15 protein-coding genes are annotated in these 20,185 nt (G+C 40.1%); 10 read left to right on the top strand and 5 right to left on the bottom strand.

Annotated features, from left to right (window positions below):
• The first annotated feature begins 25 nt into the window (after window positions 1–25).
• Genes BFS30_RS25150 through BFS30_RS25135 form a run of 4 tightly spaced genes read left to right on the top strand, consistent with a single transcriptional unit; the run spans window position 26 to window position 6,114 of the window.
• The gene (locus BFS30_RS25150) at window positions 26–976 is read left to right on the top strand and encodes a TauD/TfdA family dioxygenase (protein WP_069381819.1); all 951 of its coding nucleotides are present in this window, start codon (window positions 26–28) and stop codon (window positions 974–976) included.
• Window positions 977–1,003: 27 nt separating this feature from the next.
• Window positions 1,004–4,051, top strand: a complete 3,048-nt coding sequence (locus BFS30_RS25145) for a cyclic peptide export ABC transporter (protein WP_069381818.1) — start codon at window positions 1,004–1,006, stop codon at window positions 4,049–4,051.
• The gene (locus BFS30_RS25140) at window positions 4,048–4,848 is read left to right on the top strand and encodes an aspartate/glutamate racemase family protein (RefSeq protein WP_069381817.1); all 801 of its coding nucleotides are present in this window, start codon (window positions 4,048–4,050) and stop codon (window positions 4,846–4,848) included. The genes BFS30_RS25145 and BFS30_RS25140 overlap by 4 nt, the downstream gene beginning before the upstream one ends.
• A 42-nt stretch (window positions 4,849–4,890) precedes the next feature.
• On the top strand, window positions 4,891–6,114 hold the full coding sequence (locus tag BFS30_RS25135; RefSeq protein WP_069381816.1) for a glycosyltransferase family 2 protein: 1,224 nt from the start codon (window positions 4,891–4,893) through the stop codon (window positions 6,112–6,114).
• Between the two features lie 10 nt (window positions 6,115–6,124).
• Here BFS30_RS25135 and BFS30_RS25130 read toward each other — a convergent pair whose 3' ends face one another.
• Together BFS30_RS25130 and BFS30_RS25125 are read right to left on the bottom strand one after the other, a co-directional pair.
• Window positions 6,125–8,548: a prolyl oligopeptidase family serine peptidase gene (locus tag BFS30_RS25130; protein WP_069381815.1), complete on the bottom strand. Its 2,424-nt coding sequence runs from the start codon at window positions 8,546–8,548 to the stop codon at window positions 6,125–6,127.
• A gap of 52 nt (window positions 8,549–8,600) precedes the next feature.
• On the bottom strand, window positions 8,601–9,611 hold the full coding sequence (locus BFS30_RS25125) for a helix-turn-helix transcriptional regulator (RefSeq protein WP_069381814.1): 1,011 nt from the start codon (window positions 9,609–9,611) through the stop codon (window positions 8,601–8,603).
• Between the two features lie 164 nt (window positions 9,612–9,775).
• Here BFS30_RS25125 and BFS30_RS25120 point away from each other — a divergent pair, with 164 nt between their 5' ends.
• A complete protein-coding gene (locus BFS30_RS25120) occupies window positions 9,776–10,402 on the top strand; it encodes a class I SAM-dependent methyltransferase (RefSeq protein ID WP_069381813.1) in 627 nt (208 codons plus the stop codon).
• A gap of 34 nt (window positions 10,403–10,436) precedes the next feature.
• Here the strand turns inward: BFS30_RS25120 and BFS30_RS25115 are convergent, their stop codons facing one another.
• From BFS30_RS25115 to BFS30_RS25105, 3 genes are all read right to left on the bottom strand, one after another.
• Entirely contained in the window at window positions 10,437–10,970 is a 534-nt protein-coding gene (locus tag BFS30_RS25115) for a hypothetical protein (RefSeq protein WP_069381812.1), read from the bottom strand.
• On the bottom strand, window positions 10,960–11,403 hold the full coding sequence (locus BFS30_RS28260; protein ID WP_420488417.1) for an LIC_13387 family protein: 444 nt from the start codon (window positions 11,401–11,403) through the stop codon (window positions 10,960–10,962). Before BFS30_RS28260 ends, BFS30_RS25115 begins: the two co-directional genes overlap by 11 nt.
• A 114-nt stretch (window positions 11,404–11,517) precedes the next feature.
• On the bottom strand, window positions 11,518–12,252 hold the full coding sequence (locus tag BFS30_RS25105) for a helix-turn-helix domain-containing protein (protein ID WP_069381810.1): 735 nt from the start codon (window positions 12,250–12,252) through the stop codon (window positions 11,518–11,520).
• A 246-nt stretch (window positions 12,253–12,498) separates the two neighbouring features.
• On the opposite strand from BFS30_RS25105, the gene BFS30_RS25100 reads away from it, so the two are divergent.
• The 5 genes from BFS30_RS25100 to BFS30_RS25080 all read left to right on the top strand — a co-directional run bounded on the left by BFS30_RS25100 (window position 12,499) and on the right by BFS30_RS25080 (window position 20,181).
• Complete coding sequence (locus BFS30_RS25100) at window positions 12,499–13,047, top strand: STM3941 family protein (RefSeq protein ID WP_069382665.1); 549 nt, start codon at window positions 12,499–12,501, stop codon at window positions 13,045–13,047.
• A gap of 107 nt (window positions 13,048–13,154) precedes the next feature.
• The gene (locus tag BFS30_RS25095; RefSeq protein ID WP_069381809.1) at window positions 13,155–13,736 is read left to right on the top strand and encodes an RNA polymerase sigma factor; all 582 of its coding nucleotides are present in this window, start codon (window positions 13,155–13,157) and stop codon (window positions 13,734–13,736) included.
• Window positions 13,737–13,836: 100 nt separating this feature from the next.
• Window positions 13,837–15,027: a FecR family protein gene (locus tag BFS30_RS25090; RefSeq protein WP_069381808.1), complete on the top strand. Its 1,191-nt coding sequence runs from the start codon at window positions 13,837–13,839 to the stop codon at window positions 15,025–15,027.
• A gap of 250 nt (window positions 15,028–15,277) precedes the next feature.
• The gene (locus BFS30_RS25085; RefSeq protein ID WP_237028657.1) at window positions 15,278–18,661 is read left to right on the top strand and encodes a SusC/RagA family TonB-linked outer membrane protein; all 3,384 of its coding nucleotides are present in this window, start codon (window positions 15,278–15,280) and stop codon (window positions 18,659–18,661) included.
• Window positions 18,662–18,672: 11 nt separating this feature from the next.
• On the top strand, window positions 18,673–20,181 hold the full coding sequence (locus tag BFS30_RS25080; protein ID WP_069381806.1) for a RagB/SusD family nutrient uptake outer membrane protein: 1,509 nt from the start codon (window positions 18,673–18,675) through the stop codon (window positions 20,179–20,181).
• Window positions 20,182–20,185: the final 4 nt, after the last annotated feature.

Genomic DNA, 20,185 nt, shown 5'->3' with positions numbered 1-20,185 from the left:
AACTAAATCACTAATTGTAATTCATATGAAAAATGACTTAATCAGTAAAACTGAACTGCCCGTTGAAGTGAAATTGGGAGACCTTACCATTCCCGATTTTATAGATCATTTTAAGCGGAATAAAGAAAAGTACGACCAACAGCTGGATCATGTCGGGGCTTTGAAATTTACCGGAGTAAGTATTGCCTGCCAAGATGATTTTCAACAGGTTGTGAATGAGATTTCTACAAAATTCATGAATTATATAGATGGCAATTCTCCCCGGACCAAATTATCAGGTAATGTTTATACCTCCACAGAATATGATCCCGCGCAAATCATCACCATGCATAATGAATTGTCGTACTCCGCCAAATGGCCGGGAAAACTTTTCTTCAGTTGTATTGTGCCTGCGGCATCCGGTGGGGAAACGCTGTTGGCAAGCAGCAGCGAAATATATGATCAGATGAACAAATCTATTGTTGAAGAAATTGAGAAGAGGGGCATTACTTATATCAGAAATCTTCATTCCGGTGAAGGATTGGGGCCCTCCTGGCAGGATACTTTTGAATCAGATCAAAAATCCCGGGTAGAAGAGTACCTAAGGAGCTATCAGATCAATTATGAATGGGGGCATAATGACAGTTTAAAGTTAAAGCAATTCAGTAAAGGGATTCTCCATCATGAGCCGACCGGGAAAAAAATCTGGTTTAATCAGATTGATCAGTTTCACCCTATTCAGTTAGGAGATGAAATGTATGAAACATTAGAGATTTTGTACGAAAGCAAGGAAAACTTCCCTATGTATGTAAGCTTTGCGGATGGTACGGAGATCCCGGATGATTTAGTACTCGAGGTATTGCATACGATTAAGGGTTGTACCATTGCACCTCCATGGCATAAAAATGAATTACTAATTGTGAATAATGAACTGGTGAGTCACGGTCGTAATTCCTTTACCGGCAGCCGAAAGGTGCTGGTTGCAATGTCTGAATAAATCCTCCATTAATTTAAGCTCCAACAAATGCATTATCATCTCTCGACGAAAATAACACTGACTGCATTATTTGTTTTCCTTTTCTTCCAGGTTTCCGCGCAGGTAAAATCGCTGGATTCGTTGCTGAAAAAAGCCGATTCTGAAGTTAACAAAGCAATGAAAAAAGGCAATATTCCAGGGTTAAGTCTGGTTATTATTGCGAATGGTCAGCAGATCATACGAAATTACGGGTATGCTGATTTGCAAAACAAAGTGCCGGTTACCTCCAATACTTTATTTGAAATAGGTTCCTGTTCGAAAGCTTTCACCGCCCTGGCCATGGCCAGACTAGTGGATCGTGGACAAATTAATCCTGACGCATCCGTATCTGATTACCTGCCCTGGTTCAGAGTTACCTTTAAAGGGAAAGCGGTGAAAATTTCCATAAAGCAATTGTTGCACCATACCAGTGGAATACCCTGGAAAACGATTTCTAATATTTCTCCTATAGATAACCCCGATGCACTTGAGCAAACGGTGAGAACCCTTCAAAATCAGAAATTGGCCCATTTACCAGGAAAGAAGTTCGAGTATGCTACCATTAATTACGACATCTGTGCGTTAATCATTCAATCTGTTACTCAACAACCTTTTGAAAATTATGTACAGGAACAAGTGATTAATCCATTAAAGTTAAGTCATACTCAGGTTGGATATCCTGTAAACAGTTCTTTAATGGCAAAAGGGTACAAATCGGCATTTTATCATCCAGAGCCCTTTACTCCACCTGTATTTAAAGGCAATAATGCCGCGGGTTATGTCATTTCAAATGCGACAGATATGAGCGAATGGCTGAAATTTCAGATGGGACTTAAACCATCTGTTTTATTCAAGTCTGCCTTGTGGACCCAGCAGAGGGATGAATCTGTAGAGTTACATCAGATGTCTTCTTATGCTATGGGCTGGGAGGTTGCATTAAACGGATCGGGAGAGATTTATCACGACGGATTCAATCCGAGTTTTACGGCTTATACCGCCTTTCGTCCACGTACCAAAACCGGTGTGGTTATCATGGCCAACGCCTCTAGTAATTATACGGCCTATCTGGGCGCCTTAATTATTAAAATCATATCAGGTGATGAACCGGGGAAAGGTTATGAAGTGAAGGATGGAGGAGATTCGGCTTATTCGATTGTCTCGGTTATATTGGTGTTATACATTCTTGTTATTATTGGTTACAGCATCTTTATGTTCATAGAGATAGGTCAGAAAAAGCGGGCTTACTCGAATTTGAATTTTAGTAAAGTAAGCGCAATGTTGAAATGTCTGTTTATTCTGTTGCCTTTTGTATATGCCGTTTATCTGCTTCCGAAAGCTACGGTTGGCTTTAACTGGAGCGCTATTTTTGTATGGTCTCCCTTTAGTTTGCAGGTATGCCTGGTTTTGTTAACTGCAGCTGTAAGTTTAAGCTACCTGACTTATGTATTCAGCATTGTTTATCCTGCAAAGAATACTTTCAGGGGTAAAATGCCACTTTTGGTCTTGTTGGGGATCCTGGCGGGATTTGCGAATATGATTATCATCATACTCATTACCTCTTCTCTGAACACCGATGCGGACCTGAAGTATTTTTATTTCTATTATTTACTCATGGCGCTGTTGTACCTGATGGGAAGACGATACGTGCAAATCCAGCTCATTCGTTTTTCGAGGGGACTTACCTACAATCTGCGGATTGAATTGGTTGGAAAGATTTTAGGAACCTCACACCAGAAATTTGAAAAAATTCCGAGGGGGAATATTTATACTTCCCTGAACGATGACGTTGGAGTGATTGGGGAGTCCACGAATGTTTTCATCATTCTGATTACCAATTTTATTACCGCGATAGGGGCTTTTATTTATCTAGCCAGTATCGCTTTCTGGGCCACCCTGATTACTGTCTGCCTTGTTGTAATCATTTTGATTGTCTATTATTTTGCCGGCAACAGCACTAACGTTTATTTTGAACAGGCCAGAAACAGTCAAAACATATTCATGAATTTAACCAGTGATATGATTGAAGGCTTTAAAGAAATCAGCTTACAGAAGGGCAAGAAGCAAGAGTATCAGGGGAGGGTATCAGATGCTGCTCAATATTATAAAGAGAAGATTGTGACTGCCAGTATACGGTTCGTAAATGTATCCCTGATTGGTGAAACATTGCTGATCATTGTACTCGGTGTTGTTGCATTTGGTTTCCCCAAAATGTTTCCATCGATTCAGGTTTATACCATCAGTAGCTTCGTTGTGATTTTGCTTTATCTGATTGGTCCGATCAATTCTATTTTAAGTTCTATCCCTGCGCTTTTACAAGTACGTATTGCCTGGAACCGTATTCAGGAATTTATCAAAACCATCCCGGTGAATAATAAGGAGGTTCAGGAGATGCTACCTGTTGATAAGAACATTCAGCACATCGCTGCACATCAGCTGACATTTGCCTATCAAAGTGACAATGGCGAATTCTCTGTAGGCCCTATCAATCTTGAAATCAATAAAGGAGAGATTATATTTATTATCGGTGGTAATGGAAGTGGCAAGACCACACTTGCTAAATTACTAACTGGTTTATATACGCCGACAAGTGGTGAAGTCCGCATTAATGGCAAGGCTATAAACCCTGCATTATTAGGCGAATACTATTCTGCTATTTTCAGTCCTGCTTATTTGTTTGATACACTGTATAATGTAGATCTTGATCATAAGCGGGAAAAAATTGACAGTTATTTAAAGACGCTCGGACTTGAGGGGAAAGTTTCCATTATTGAAAACAGGTTCAGTACACTCGAACTTTCCGGAGGACAGAAAAAGAGACTTGCTTTGCTACAGTGTTATCTGGAAGATTCTCCGATATACCTGTTCGATGAATGGGCTGCGGATCAGGATCCCGACTACCGTAAATTCTTCTATAGGAATCTATTGCCTGAAATGAGGGCTCAGGGTAAAATAGTTATTGCAATTACGCATGATGATCATTATTTCGATGTTGCAGATAAGGTCTTGAAAATGGATATGGGGCAACTTGAATATTACAGAAAACTTATAATTCAATGATGATAAACTACGATCAAATGAAGCCGGAGCCGAATCTGGCAATAGGTATAGTTGGTGGTATGGGACCACTGGCAGGAAATATGTTGTTTAACAGAATTATATGTAATACTCCTGCCAAAACGGATCAGGAACATTTACCTGTAATTCTTATTTCTTTTCCATCTGAAATTATGGATAGGTCAGTATTTCTGGACGGAATTATTGAGGAAAACCCGGCCTACGCCATTATTGGTGTGATAAAAAGGCTTGAAGCAGCAGGTGCAGGCATTGTTGGAATGGCCTGCAATACCTCTTATTCAGCCGCCATTTATAACATCATTAAGCAGGAGCTTAAAAAGTTGGGTAGTAGGGTAGAGCTTTTACATATGCCAATGGAAACCTGTTTACATCTTAAGGATAATTTTCCTGAATCCAGTCGAATTGGACTGATGACATCGAATGGCACCTATAAAACCGGTTTGTATAAAAAGATTCTTCAGGATATGAATTATGAAGTGATCGTACCCGATGCAGATTTTCAGGATGGAATCATACACCGGATAGTTTACGATCCTGATTGGGGGATCAAAGCTTGTCAGAATAAGATTTCGGAAAAGGCGCTGACCATGTTTCAGCAGGCAATAGCGTTCTTTAAGGATAACCAGACCGATGCCATTATTTTAGGCTGTACGGAGTTTTCCCTGATTACCAGTGCTGAACTGATCAAAGGGATTTCCATCATAGATGCTACAGATTGTTTAGCTAAAGCGATGGTTAAGAAGGCACTTGCACAGAGATTTGTTGCTCAAGGACTTTAAGTTCACCTACCTGTTTTAATATTAACTTATAAAATAAAACGTATGCTATTATTGATTATTCTTAACTGCCTGTTTGCCTTAAAAATTGTAATCTATTTTTTCTTACCTAAGAAAGGTTATCGATCTAAAAATTCCGCTCCAATAGCCGCTCCAATAGTAAATGATGATATTGAGCCTGTTGGTGTTGATATTATTGTTCCGATGTTCAACGAGGAGAAGGTCATTATTCGAACCATTGAAGCCCTTAGAAAGATTGATTATAAGAAATTGTGCATTACCATTATTGATGATGGTTCTGAGGACGATACCCTTCATCTGGTTCGTCAGCATTACGAAGGTTTGCCAAATTTTAACATCATCCATCAGCCTAATAAAGGAAAAGCCGCTGCCCTTAATAATGCGATTGAAAATTCTTCTCATGAAATTATCATCTGTATTGACGCCGATACACTTGTGAAGCCCGATTTAATCGATAAATTATTGCCTTACTTCAAAGATCCCAGAGTAGCCGCAGTTGCGGGAAATATCAAAGTGAGCAATCGAAGTAACCTGATCACTCAGATTCAGTCTACCGAGTACACCACTATGTATAATTACGACAGGAACCTGTTTGAATCCGTAAATGGTATCTTAATCATACCCGGAGCACTTGGTGCCTTTAGAAGAGAAGTCGTGTATTCGATAGGAGGGTATACCAGTGATACATTGGCTGAGGATACCGAGTTGACTTTAAGGATATTATGTAATGATTATCTGATTCGTAATGCAGCTGATGCAGAAGGCTATACTGAAGTTCCGGCCAGTCTTAAAATGTTTATCAGGCAGCGCATCAGATGGAAAGTAGGAACCGTTCAGGTACTTTCGAGCTATCCCTTTTCTCATCCCAACAAAATATTATTATTTCTCATTATTCCTTATAACTGGATATTTGGGATGTTTCTTCCTTTGATCACTCCGATAGTTGACTATTTTGTGATTTACCAATGTTTATTCATGCATGATTTTTCCCTGTTGCCGGCTTATCTTTGTTTTATCGGTATCGATTCCTTAATTTGTTCTGCTATTATCCTTTTGAGTAAGGAAAGGCCTTTGCAGATTCTTTTCATGGTGTTTCAGCGGTTCCTGTTAAGACAACTGGTATTGCTTACCTATATTACTATGGTTGTCAAAGCCTTTAAGGGAAGTTTGTTTAAATGGGAAAAAATAACCCGATATGGAGAGGTTCAAAACATTCCGGAAACCAAAACCAGGCCGGTCAAAATCTGAAACGGTTTTGTTAAACCCATTCATCGGAATAGGTAAACTGATCATTTTCAACCAGCTCTCCATTTTCTAAACTCCAGTCATTACCAAAGAATCCGGCCAGTTTAACTCCCCGTAATCCATTAACGAGAAAGTCTAAATTGAATACCATGAAATCCGGAAATTGGGCCTGATGATGAAAATACTGGCAGGATTCGGCAGCGCGCATTCCTTGCATCCCTGAGCCAGAAATAACTGCAACCAGGGCTGTCGGGCTGTCTGCTCTCGGCCAGACAAAATATATACCATGATCATCTCCCGTATATGTTGTCTCGCCTATGTTAATTAACCCTGTTTGTACCTTAATCGGGCAATCTGCAAGCAATTCTTCCCAGGCACTGTTGTTGCTGTTGTTTCCATACAGAACCACTCCTCTGTGCGCGTAGACTGAAGCCTTGAATTGTTTATCGCTTAACATTTCTACCGCACCATTGGCGCGATAATACCATGTCTCCGCATCATAACGTGCTTTGTTGTAATTCCAGTTGTTCTCTTCTTCGGTACCTGAAGTTCCATACACGAAAACCATTCTGTTTTTGAATGCTTCTTTGAAGGTTCCATAACGGTGGGGGCCCTTCAATTCCGGATTAAGGTCCGGGCCTAATGTCCATTTTTCATTATTCTTATAAAAATAGATCCTTTCTTCCGGATCTTTTACCTGATAAAGATTTAAGCAATCATCTATAGTAATTGTTATGGTGTCAGCTATGTTAAAATCTGCCAGACTCAGGTTGCAAACAAGTACATCTTCGGTATAGATTTCGATATTCTTTTTTTCCAGGTCCCTGTCTGCTTTGATCCGGCTAAATTTTAACGGATATTTCTGTTGTACGATACTTAGCCAATGCATGGTTGATGAAATGGCAGGATTTGCGGTGCTGAAATCTATGTGATTTAATTGTTTGCTTACCGGAATGCTGCGAGGTTTAAAATAATCAAATATAGATTCTGAATCCACACTTTCATTGCCATACCAATGGCTGCCGCCGCGATGTTCCTGATAGCTTAAATCATGATGAAAGGGGGCCAGCAGTTTTTTCATTCTACGGGAATAGTCTACCGGGATAATTTCGTCATCGTCACCATGAAGAATAAAGACACCAGATGCTTTATAATTGTTCATGAGTTCAAGAACATTGCTGGCATTGCCTGCTCTCCTCATTAATTGCTCAATATTTGTTGATTTTCTGATTGGCTCTTCTTTTTCAGTACCCCTCAACGTGGTTGTGGCATATCCTGCACAAGGGGCAATAGCTGCCCAGGTACCAGGATAGGTTGCCCCCAGATACCATGTGCCACGTCCTCCCATCGAATGTCCGGTTAAGTAAACACGACTGTGGTCTACTTTAAATTTCTCTTTCACCATATTCAAGACTTCCATTGCATCCAATCTGCCCCAGTCTTCCCATGTAAATCCCCTTGGACGTCTATTGGTCGGGATCGCTATCAGCCCCCAGTTTTTGGGACGATGTGCATGGGCCAGATTTAAAGAAAATACTTCTCTTCCATGTAAGGCAAGGATCAGCGCCGGAGGTTCAGGCCCGGATACAGACTGAGGTACTATACTGTAGTATTGAACACTGTTGTCTATTTCGCTGATAAAAGTATTGCTGTGGCATTCATTTGGTTCTACCACCAATATTTCTCCTGCATTTTGATCTGTGATATTTCCACTTTCCAGCAGTTGCAGTTCCATTTTGTGCACCCCTCTTTGTACCATTCCGCTAGTATCAAATTCCATGGCAACTTTCCGAAATGTCAAAGGAGGAATAGCAGGTACTTTTGTTGTTCTTTCTTTTCCGGCAATTCTGCTTACTAAACTCAATTCTGTAAGTGGTTGATCTGAGGAATTGATCACTATTAATCCTCCTGTTAAGATCTTATGCGGTTCTCCAAAAATAACATGTGGAAATGTTGTGTCTTTTAAGCTCATCATCGCATGGCTGAACGGAAAGAGGAGCGTGGCAGTGATATCAGATGTTGAACCCAAGATGAAAAGTTCATTAATGCCTTTTTTAAGCTTTACAGGAAGGTACATCCAGCCATAAGTATACATGTCGCCATTGTGTGGCACGCCATTAAGGTATAACATCCGATGACCAGATACATTTAATATTGCGTTTTGTTCCTGGTCAGAATGGTAGGCCAGATATATACATCCGGTAGCTAATTCTTTAGCATGAAATTTATTGTCTTCTTGAGCTTGAATGGTTTGCCATTTAATTTCCTGGAATTGATCTTTGTCGCTGATAGACTGTTTGGCTTTTGGTTGATTGAGCTGATTTTTACCTAATAGATAAGTAATGTAATCCGTATAGGTTATTTGACGTTTATAATTGTTACAGTTATTTGCTATTAATCCAGACTTAAAATGATGAGCGTTTTTGATGTTGTTCATTGTACTAAATTAATAATTTTTTTTTTACTGTTGAGTGCTGGAATGAGTACTATTATCCGCTCACTTTCCCTGGTGAAACTGCAAACTTCTTCTTAAATGCATTGCTAAAATGCTGAACAGAAGAATACCCCGATTGAAATGCCACAGACTTTATCGGCGTACCCTCAAGCAGGAGTTGTTTGGCGTGGTTTAGCTTGTGATCAGTTAAATAACCAAATATGCTTTTATTAAACAGGCTCTTAAACCCTTTCTTCAATTTAAATTCGTTAATGCCACATAATTTTGCCAGCTGCGGAATGGAAGGAGGATGGAGGATGTTCTGAATCAGGTAATCTCTGGCATAATAAATACAATCTTTATCATAGGCAGATTGCAGGGGAAACTTTTCATTTTTAGCAACCGCATTTTCAAAAGCTTCGGCCTGAAGCACCAGTAATTCCGTGCATTTCGACTCGATAAACAGCAGTTTTAATCCTTCTGTATAAGTACAATTGAGGATATCATGCATACAGTTTTGCATGGCCCAGGAGATCGGCAGGTTTTGCTCAGCCATCTGCGAATAACGTCCGGCATCCAGATGGTCAGCTAAAATCTGTAGCGGCCTGTTCGAGTTTTCGGCGAGTTGCAAAAATTTTTCTTTAGCAAAATGGACTTCAAAGAAACGGTAATTACTGTTCGTATCATATTCACCTGTACCATCCAGTTCAGGCATATAAATGATGTTTTGCTGGTTGGAATTAAAGATATAGCGTTGCTTGTTCACCTCATTATATATGGTTCCATTACCAGATAGGGTGAAACGCAACTTAATCATATCCGGTTTATCATTGTTGGGGCTGAAATAGATTTGACGCTGTTTGAATGAAATGTCCCCGTATACGATATAAAGATCCGGAGTGGTGATCTGCAGGAGTTCCGCATCGCTAAAAGAAAAATTGTATCGGTCTCTGCTTTCTTTAATGAATTGTCCCTGATTAGAAAAGGGCTCGAAATTCCCACCTACTTTTTTCCAGGCCCCATAATCCTTACCAACATTAATTGCCATAATGGCAATGATAATCATAAAGTAGACCTTTTATGAGTCCAATTTTCAAAAATTACATTTTCCTGTAAAAGAAAATCCCTTTTGTGTAAATCCCTGCAGTAGTTATTGCTCAATTTTGGCCGTTCAATAAGCTCAAAAGAAAATTTATAGAATTTATTTGGAAAGAGATTTAGAAAGCAAATATGGAAGAGCAAATAGATTTTAAAGAAGCAGGCAAAAAAAATACAATTAACATTTCGCCCTTTGACCGTACTATGATTTCCAAAACAGTGGATCAGCTGGAATTGGCCGACTATTCCCTGGTTTTGGAAACCGGCTTTAAAAGCAGGGAATATCTTCCGTTTCTTTTTCAGAAAGCTACTGGGATCGGTTATTACGGCAATAATATTTCTGAAGCGCTGGTAACAGGGGCTTCATCCGCTCCGGCATTAAAAATAAATGAAGGTACGGCCCAATTTAACCAGGCAAAAGAAGATGGTACATTGGATTTTGAAAACAATTTCTTTGACGGTTGTTTTACGGTAAATGCCATTTATTTCTGGAAAGACCCTATATCCCATTTAAAGGAAATCTATCGTGTGTTACGGCTCGGAGGAAAACTTAGCCTATCCTTTATGGAAAAAAAGAATGGGGTAGAGTTACCCTGGACACAGGCTGATTTTACCTTTTATGATGTTAATGAGGTGAAAAGGTTTTTCAAGGAAGCAGGTTTTGTGAATATTGAGGCCGCGCAAATGACGGAAGAAGTGACCGGGCAGGATGGTACAGGAAAGATCAGACCTTTTATTAATATAGTTGGGAAGAAATAGGGAGTTTGCAGGAAATGGATTGAACGATCGCATTTCAGCCATTTCTGACATCCTTCTTTAGTAAGAAGGAAAGGACATTGATTGCTATAGCAAAGAGAATAAGTAACAAGCAGAGGTAATAGAATAACGCTGGACTGGGAAAGGGAAGTTCTTTCGAGAGCCGGCCTAAATAAGTGGCAAGAAACATTAGTGTTGTCGCATAGAGGAGTAGATGAATTGTGATACAGCGTCCTTTTGTTAAGAATTTTTTTCGCAACAGATAAACGGGCAGGGCTACTATTGTCAGATAACCAATCGCCCCAAAAATATTTCCTGGTTTAAGAAGGCTTAGCTGTTGATATCGGTAATGTAAAACAATATAGACAAAATGGATCAGATGGTTAATGGCAAAGCACAGCATCGCTGAAACAAAAATCATCCTGGCACTTTCTTTCCCATAAATTGTTGACAGTCTGCGTATCCCGATCCAAAACAAAAGGTCTTCATTATCGGACATATGGGCGGATAGAAAATATATACCTGTTTCCCATAATAGCACTGCAATAATGGGTATTGCCTCATTTTTCATTTGAACCCCTGGGTTTGCCTGCAATCAATATAAAGCCGGTAACAAATAGCAGCAATGGGGCTGACATACTCAATACAAATGCACTTATCATGTATTGATACCCTACCCAAACAAAAAAAGCGTTTGTAGCAATGCTGAGCAAGCCTATAAAAGGTCGGCAGCTTAAGAATTGGAAATGCCTTGCAGATAGGTATAAATTGATGGAACCGATAAAAATAAGGCCGGCGCTAAACATGGCATTAAATCCTATCCATAATTTCCAGAGGTTTCCAGACTCGTCCATTTGTATATGGGACGATTTAAGTCTTGTGGTTAAATCCAGATTTTGGGGATGAAGATCTGTAGAAAAAAAGGTGCCATGCAGATGCAATAGTCCAAAAAATAGTAAAATTGAGGAGGCTAAAAGGGTGCTAATTCTTGCTATTTTATTCATAACCAAAAATAAACACACTAAAACCTGGAGATTTGGAAAAATGCGACAAAATAAACCGCTTCTCAAAAGACAATTTGCATTCTAAAGAGTCAGATTAGATGAGAGTTCTATATGTTAAAGTTGAGAAGGAGAGAGGTTTGTATATTTTTTTATTTCATTGCCGAGATGGGCATGGTCGTAATAACCACATTCCAAAGCAATATCAAGAAGGGTTCTTTCGGGATAGCTTGACGCGATTAGTTCCCTGGCAAACTTAAATCTAACAATGCCAATATATTCTTTAGGTGTTAAACCTGTATAATATTTGAAGGTTCTTTCTAATTGCCGAACTGTGGTACAGTTTATTTCGGCTAGATCATTAACGGAAACCTGGCCTTTTAATTTCTGAACAGAGTTAACTACGGGCAGCATAAAGTGTTTTGGCTGTATGAACCGGTTAGCATAAAACCGATCAAAGGCATTCGAGAAATTACCTGAGAGGGACTTCAGATCGGGAACCATATGCTGATCCAGTTCTACACAATGATTTGTGGTTTCATGCAATGAGGAGAAGGCATAAAAATGAGAAAAACCAGCTGGTTTGAACCTTACGCCCAACAGGTGTGTATTTGGCCTGATTTTATTCTCTTTTACCTCGGTTATGGCGCCTCCCAAATATGCCTTTTCGCTTTTGAGGCTGCAGTTTTCTGATTCGATGAGGTACTCTTCCCCTAAATTGATGATCAAGTCAATGCAGCCGTCAGGAATAACTTTATCCAAAACGGTAAAATTATCACAGTTTTTAAGCTCCCAATAGGCATCGACAAAAGGAGCGATGTTTAAGTGTGGTTTGACTTCTGTGAATTTCATCTGCAGTGATCAATCTGGTAAGGAGGTCAGACAATTCTTAAAAACAAGTAAAATTAGAAATTATAATGCACAATTGGTTTAAAATCCGGTGATCTCGTTGCCCATTATGTTTATATATTTAACGCTCTATTTTTAGCATCGCTCCTGATGGTAAATAGAGAGCTTTATTGCTTTTTGCTTTAATCTTATTTAGGTGTATTTTTAGTGCCTTAATGATGAGTTAAACCGAAAAACCAATAAATGCTAATGGACAACATTGAAATATATTCGAGTAAGAAAAAGTCTTTTCTATTATTAATCGGCTCCACATTTTTTGTAATTATGGGGATTTTGATGGTGATGAAAGCGGGAGATAACAGCGCATACCGAGGGCAAAGTCCAGCCTTTATAAAAGGTGTGGGAATTGCCTCAATTCTGTTTTTCGGATTGGGGATCTATGTTTCCATCAGACAGCTGATCAAAAATCACCTGGCTCTTATCGTTGATGAAAACGGATTACATATCAATCCGAATAAATCTTCGTCAGAGCAGATCGCATGGAATGATATTCAGGGATTCTCAGAAATTAAAATTCACAGCACAAAACTGATAATTATTGATTTATACAATTCGGAATATTGGGTTGAAAAAGAGCAAAATAAAATGCGGAAGCAGTTGATGAAGTTTAATGTAAATAATTACGGATCGCCTTTTAGTCTTTCCGCACAATTTATGCAGATCAATCATAATGAGCTGATGAAAATACTGACCGAAAATTGGAATAAGCATCAACCAAATGCTTCTGCGTACCAGTGATCCCGGAACGTATGGTTTAAACTAGGATGTAAAGCTATTTGGTGTTTATGGCAGCGCACTATAGGTAATATTATAAATATTTATAGATTTGGTTGTTAAAGGGGAAGATGTACGCTGACAGTTTAAATAGTTCCGGGGACGATGAGCTTTTGCTCCAACTGAGTGAGGGGAGCAAGCCTGCTTTTGATATTTTATATAACAGATACTGGAGGCTTGTTTTTAATACTGCCTTTAAAAGGTTGAATGATATGGAGCGTTCTCAGGATATTGCTCAGGATGTATTTACTCAGCTTTGGATCAGGGGCACAACCACTCCAATTGAAAACCTTCCTGCTTATTTAAATGTGGCCGCCAGAAATGGGGTGTTCAAGCATCTGGAGAAAGAAGGAAGATATGCAGCGCTTCCTGATACAGTAACTGAATTAGAAGGCACCCAGGGTGATGCTGATGCAAAAATATTACATAAGGAGTTTCTTCAGGCCTTTCATGAGCTGGTAGACAGTCTTCCTGCACAACAACGCATTATCTTTAAAATGCGCTTCGAAGAAGATTTAAGCAGTCAGGAAATTGCGGATAGACTGCAGATCTCACCAAAAACAGTAAGAAATCAATTAGGTAAGGCATTAAATAAGCTCAGAACCTCGCTAATGCTGTTTTATGCTGTTGTTTTATATTGTCAGATACGATAAAACCTGTGTTTTTTATTGTTGTAGACTAAAAAAAAATATAAATTTCAATTTCGCGTGGGCTATTTTGGGTTTTGCGACTCATATAGGTATAACACGGATAATGAAAAGCGCTTACAGAAACTATTTTAGAGAAATTCTTACAAAATACAGGCAACATAAGAGCAGTTTGGAGGAAACCAGGTTCCTGGAGACTTATTATAATATGTTTGATGTCAATGAAGACCTTATTAATGATGAAAATGAATCTTTGTTTTCTGAATTAAAAGAGGACATCAAGGCAAAGATAGACCAGCGTATTGCCGGGCCAAAGCTGAAAAAGCTAAGCTATGGATGGATCAAATACGCAGCAGCAGCAGTATTGTTATTGGCTTCGGTTTCCATTTATCTCTTTTCATATCAACAAAAAAGCGATCCTATCGCTCAAATGGACCATGCCATTAGTCCTGGGGGCAATGACGCTATTCTTACGCTGGCTAATGGAAAGAAAATTGTGTTAAATGATGCCGCCAAAGGCGAAATTTCTAAGCAGCCGGGTATCAGTGTCAGTAAATCTAAGGATGGTGAACTGATATATACGGTTGTTTCCAGCGGAGATGATGAATTGAGCGAAAATACATACAATACCATTTCTACACCTAAAGGCGGGAAATATGCCATCATACTTTCAGATGGGACTAAAGTGATGTTAAACTCGGCTTCGTCCATGACCTTCCCGACATCTTTTAACGCGGCAGACCGTAGGGTTGAATTAACCGGGGAAGCCTATTTTGAAGTGGCTAAAGAAAAAAACAAGCGGTTCAGGGTTATTTCCGGCCTCCAGACTGTAGAGGTATTGGGAACCCATTTCAATGTCAATGCTTATGGAGATGAACAAACCATAAAAACAACATTGCTGGAAGGTGCTGTAAAAGTATTTACCGCTAAAAAATCAGTTTTAATAGAACCAGGAGAACAGGCGGTGCTGGATAAGGCTGATGAAAATTCTATGGCCAAACACCTTGTCAATATCAATAAAGAAACTTCCTGGATCAATGGTGTTTTCTCTTTTGAAGGGGATGACCTTAAATCTGTCATGCGACAGGTTGCGAGATGGTACGATGTCAATGTAATATATGAAGGTCCGATCAGCGAGGAAAAATATTTCGGAGAGATCTCCAGAAGCAGTAAACTTTCAGAAGTGATTAAAATATTGGAACTCAATAATGTAAATTTTGATGTTGCAGGGAAAACCATCAAGGTGTCGTATAACCAACGGCCCTCCTCAGCAACAGTTCCAAAATCAGTAAAATAACGAACCTAATCTTTAACCAACCAGACCAATCGCAGATGATAAGAAAGCTACAATAAATCAGGAACCACAAAAGATTTGACTAAAAAACCGGAAGTATCTCACCACTTCCGGTTAAAAAAAAGTCAGCAGCCGGATGTTGAGCCCGGGCTGCCATTTATTAACTTAATTCTATTCCAAAAGTATGAAATTAACTTTTCTTTACAGCCCCGTATTTTTTATGCGGCGGGTAAAGTACAAATTACTATTAGTGATGAAATTAACTGCTATTTTATTACTGATCGGGACCATGCATATTTATGCTGCCAGTTATTCACAAAACGTTACTGTTTCCAGAAAAAATACCACACTTGAGACCATTTTCAAGGATATTAAAAAACAAACCGGCTATCTGTTTTTCTATAGTGGGAAGGTGAACCTGAACAGGCAAATACTAAATGTTGAATTGAAAAATGTCCCCCTGGAAGAGGCACTTAAAGCATGTCTTACTGATCAGAATTTAACCTTTAACATCGTCGATAAGACCATTGTAGTCCGAAATGAGGTGGCCGGTAATGCGACCGAAACTGCGAGCAACCGGATCGAGATCACAGGAAAAGTGATTGATCCCCAAAACCAGATTGGAATTCCTGGTGTAAATATTACCGTCAAAGGGAATAAAAATATCAGGTCTCAGACCAATAGCAAAGGTGAATTTAAAATCGATGCGCAACCAGGTGATATCCTCGTCTTTACTTATATCGGATATAAGGAAAAGGAAGTAAAAGTTGGCGATGCCAAGTTTCTAACCATAAGCATGGAAGATCAGGTAAACCAGATGAGTGATGTCATTGTTACCGGTTACCAGACGATCAAAAAGGAGAGTTATACCGGGAATGCCATCGTTATTAAGGGCGAAGACCTGAAAAGAACCAATCCGCAAAATGTGCTGAAAGCCATTCAGACATTTGATCCATCCTTCAGATTGTTGGATAATAACCTTGCAGGATCGGATCCAAATGCCCTGCCAAGAATCAATGTGCGCGGTGCTACCGCATTACCTGGCATACCCGCTAACAGGGATGATGTATTGGACCGGAACAATTTGTCCAGTTCTTTTAACCTGCCGGCTTTTATATTGGATGGATTTGAAGTTTCCCTCCAAAAAGTAATTGACCTTGATGTTAACCGTGTTGCCTCCATTACCTTGCTTAAAGATGCCGCCGCAACGGCTGTTTACGGATCGAGAGCGGCTAACGGCGTTATGGTGATCACCACCAAAGCCCCTGTAGCGGGCAAACTGCAATTGGGATATAACTATGAACTTACTTTTTCGGGACCAGACCTTTCCGATTATCAGGTGCTCAATGCCAAAGATAAAATTGCTTATGAACAGCTTGCCGGGATGTACAGAACAGGTGGATCAAGTGGTGATACCCCACAGGATGTATTGGATGCACAATTATTTTCCAGGTTAAGAAACGTGGCAAGTGGTGTGGATACCTATTGGTTATCACAGCCGCTTCGCAATAGTTACGCACAGAAACACGCGCTTAATGCCCAGGGCGGGGATCAGAATTTCCGTTATGGTATTGACCTCAGGTACCAGACTCAGCCAGGTGTAATGAAAGGGGCCACGCGAGACCGGTATAGCGGGGGAATGAATTTCACTTATAACCCTTCTTCTAAATTGATCCTGAGAAACGATCTTTCTATCAACCAGACCAATGCGGTAAATTCTCCCTATGGCAGTTTTTCTACCTATGCCCTGATGAACCCCTATTTTCCTAAGGCCGACAGCGCCGGCCGGATCATTCAGGAACTGGCGAACTGGCGGGTAAATACCTTCAGAAACCAGGACAATCAATATAAAAATGTATATGTATTTAACCCCTTGTTTGAGGCCGGGTTAAACAATTTCAATAAGGAATCCTATTTGGAAATCATCGATGCCTTTTCTGCTGATTATAAGTTGACGCCCAGTCTCCGCATCAAAGGATTGATCAGTTTAAATCAAACCAACTCAAAAGGCGATATCTTTCGTTCACCTTCCAGCAATGAATTTTATGAGTATGCGACAGATAAGCTAAATAACAGGGGAACTTACCGGTATACCACGACAAACAGAACGGCCATCGACGGAAATTTAACCATCAATTACAACAAACAGGTTGCAGACAATTTTTTCAATTTAGTACTAGGGGCCAATGTTCTTTCTGCCAAGTCTGATTTTAAGTCTGTTGAAGCACAGGGATTCTCTAATGACCGGTTCACCAATATCGGTTTTGCCAGGATCTATAAAGAAAATTCCGGCCCGGGTGGCAATGTGCTCATCAGCAGGACGGCGGGAGCCTTTTTTTCCGGTAACTATTCCTATAAGAACAAATATCTGTTCGATGGATCTTTCAGATTGGAGGGCTCTTCTGCATTTGGATCAAATAAGCGTTTTGCACCTTTCTGGGCTGTAGGAACGGGATGGAACATTCATAACGAAGATTTTCTTCAGGGCTCGCCGGTCATCAGTCAGCTGAGGTTAAAGGCCAGTACTGGAACACTCGGCTCTGTAGGATTTGAACCCTATATGTCCAGATCCATGTACGGTTACTATTCTCAGAACTGGTATTCTACCGGTATCGGAGCAGCTCAGCTCGGCTACGGCAACAGTAATCTGGAATGGCAGAAAACCAAAACCTATGATGTAGGCCTTGACATCGGCTTGTTTAAAGACCGCATCGTCCTTTCCCCACGCTACTATTACAAACTTACCAAGGGTTTGATTACAGACATCAGCCTTGCTCCATCTACAGGTTTTACGACGTATAAAGAAAACCTGGGCGATATGGCCAATAAAGGATACGAGATCTACCTAACTGCTAACGCAATTAACACTTCGGGTTGGAATGTCAATATCACCGGTAACCTGGCCCACAATACCAATACATTGGTCAAGCTATCCAATTCCTTAAAAGTGCTGAACAATAAGATCGATGATCTGCAAAATGATCCTGCTTACAATGAGAACGCTGCAAATGGATTAAAGTCAATGCCTTTGCTGCGGTATAACGAAGGTCAGTCGCTCAATACCATATATGCCGTAAAATCTTTAGGAATTGATCCGGAAAATGGCAAAGAGATTTATGTAAAAAGAGATGGGACTTTGACCTACGACTATGACATTAAAGATACTCAGCCAGTAGGGGACAGCACACCTAAAGTAGCGGGTAATCTTGGTAGTAATGTCAGCTTTAAGAATTTTATGGTCAGTTTTAGCTTTTACTACCGCATGGGCGGACAGATTTATAACCAGACCCTGGTAGACAGAATCGAAAATGCTGATCCGCGGTTTAATGTAGACCGGAGGGCATTGTCGCAAAGATGGCTTAAGCCAGGAGACCCTGCTTTATACAAGAATATACAAGATCTTTCCTTAACCAGAGCGAGTTCAAGGTTTATTCAAAAAGAGAACTTAATAGAGCTGCAATCGGTTTACGTGTCGTATGATTTTAAAAAGGATTTTGTACGCAAAGCAGGATTCCAGAGCTTAAGAACAGCGCTTACCATGAATGATATTTTCAGGGCATCGACCGTAGAAATAGAGCGGGGTATAGATTCACCTTTCGCCAGAAGCATTACATTTTCTTTACAGGCCACCTTTTAAAAAACAGCCACATGAAATCATTAAAATTAACATATATAGTTATGATCTGCTTGCTGATTTGTACTTCATGCAAGAAATTTCTAGATGTACAGCCGGAGTCTGACGTAACCAAGGAACAATTATTTACCACAGAAGAAGGTTTCAAAGAAGCATTGAATGGGGTGTATACCTATTGTGCCACCCGCGATTTATATGGAGGTAATCTGACGGTGTCTAATCTGGACATTATGGCCCAAAATTATACGCTTACCGATCTTAACCTGCAGAAGATTGCTTCATTTAAATATACTGATCAGACGCTGATCAGCAAATATGATCAGATCTGGATCTATTTCTACAAAGCCATCAGTAATTGCAATGCCATACTCGAAGCGATAGATCAGAAGAAATCCATTTTTCAGGATAAGAACTTTGAGCTGATCAAGGGCGAAGCGCTTACACTTCGTGCTTACCTGCACTTTGACTTGTTAAGGATGTACGCGCCATCCTATAAAAACAATCCCGGCGTTTCCGCTATTCCTTATGTAACCACAGTTTCTATAAAAAGTACCCCTTTCTCTACGGTAACTGAGGTATTGGATAAAGTGATTGCCGATCTTTCTGCGGCTAAGGTATTGCTGCGAACTTCCGATCCTATTTTGAGTCCGGGATACATCATTGGTTATCCGGGAAAAGTTTATCCGGATGAAACACCAGTAGCAAAAAAAGCAACGGAGACCAGTAGTTCCTCCCTGTTTCTTCAGAACAGAAGGCATCGCATGAACTATTTTACAGTCTGTGGTCAGCTGGCCAGGGTTTATCTGTATAAGAACGACCTGCCAAATAGTTTGCAAAATGCGAGGGAGGTTATCGATGCTAAAAAATTCCCATGGACGGAGAGTGCAGATTTTAACAATACCAATCCTGAACAGCGCGATAAAATCTTTTATCCGGAACTGATTTCGGCCTGGTTCGTTTCACAAGATAATAATCAGGTAGATCATTTCTCCGCCCTGTTTACAAAAAATGATGCCATGTATGTGCCCTCCATTACACAGAAGGACTTAATCTATGAAAAAGGAACAGTGGGTGCGGACGACTGGAGAAGGGCGCAATGGTTTCGCGATGTGCCTTCCTCCAATGATGGCGGAAAAGCTTTTTTACAGAAGTACACGACAAATTCCAGTCCCTTAAAAAACCTTCATCCAACAGTAACGCCTGGCCTGCGGCTATCAGAAGTCTATTACATTGCTGCCGAAGCCAGTTTTGACAGTGATCCGAACAACGCAACTGCTTTAGTGGACACGGTACGTAAACACCGTGGAATAGGTACGCCATTGCCGAAAAACATCAGCAAAGCCGAATTTATGAATAAGCTCGTTGGAGAGGCAAGAAAGGAACTTTATGGAGAAAGCCAGATTTTCTTTATGCATAAAAGGTTAAACAGGGACATCATTAATACCAACGGATTAGTCTATCCTGCCTCCAACAGCATTTTTGTGTCCCCGATTCCGGTTGACGAACAAGCTTACAGAAACTAAATAC

This window comes from Pedobacter steynii (genome assembly GCF_001721645.1).
GTDB classification, from domain to species: domain Bacteria; phylum Bacteroidota; class Bacteroidia; order Sphingobacteriales; family Sphingobacteriaceae; genus Pedobacter; species Pedobacter steynii_A.
This window is presented reverse-complemented; position numbering and strand designations above follow the sequence as displayed.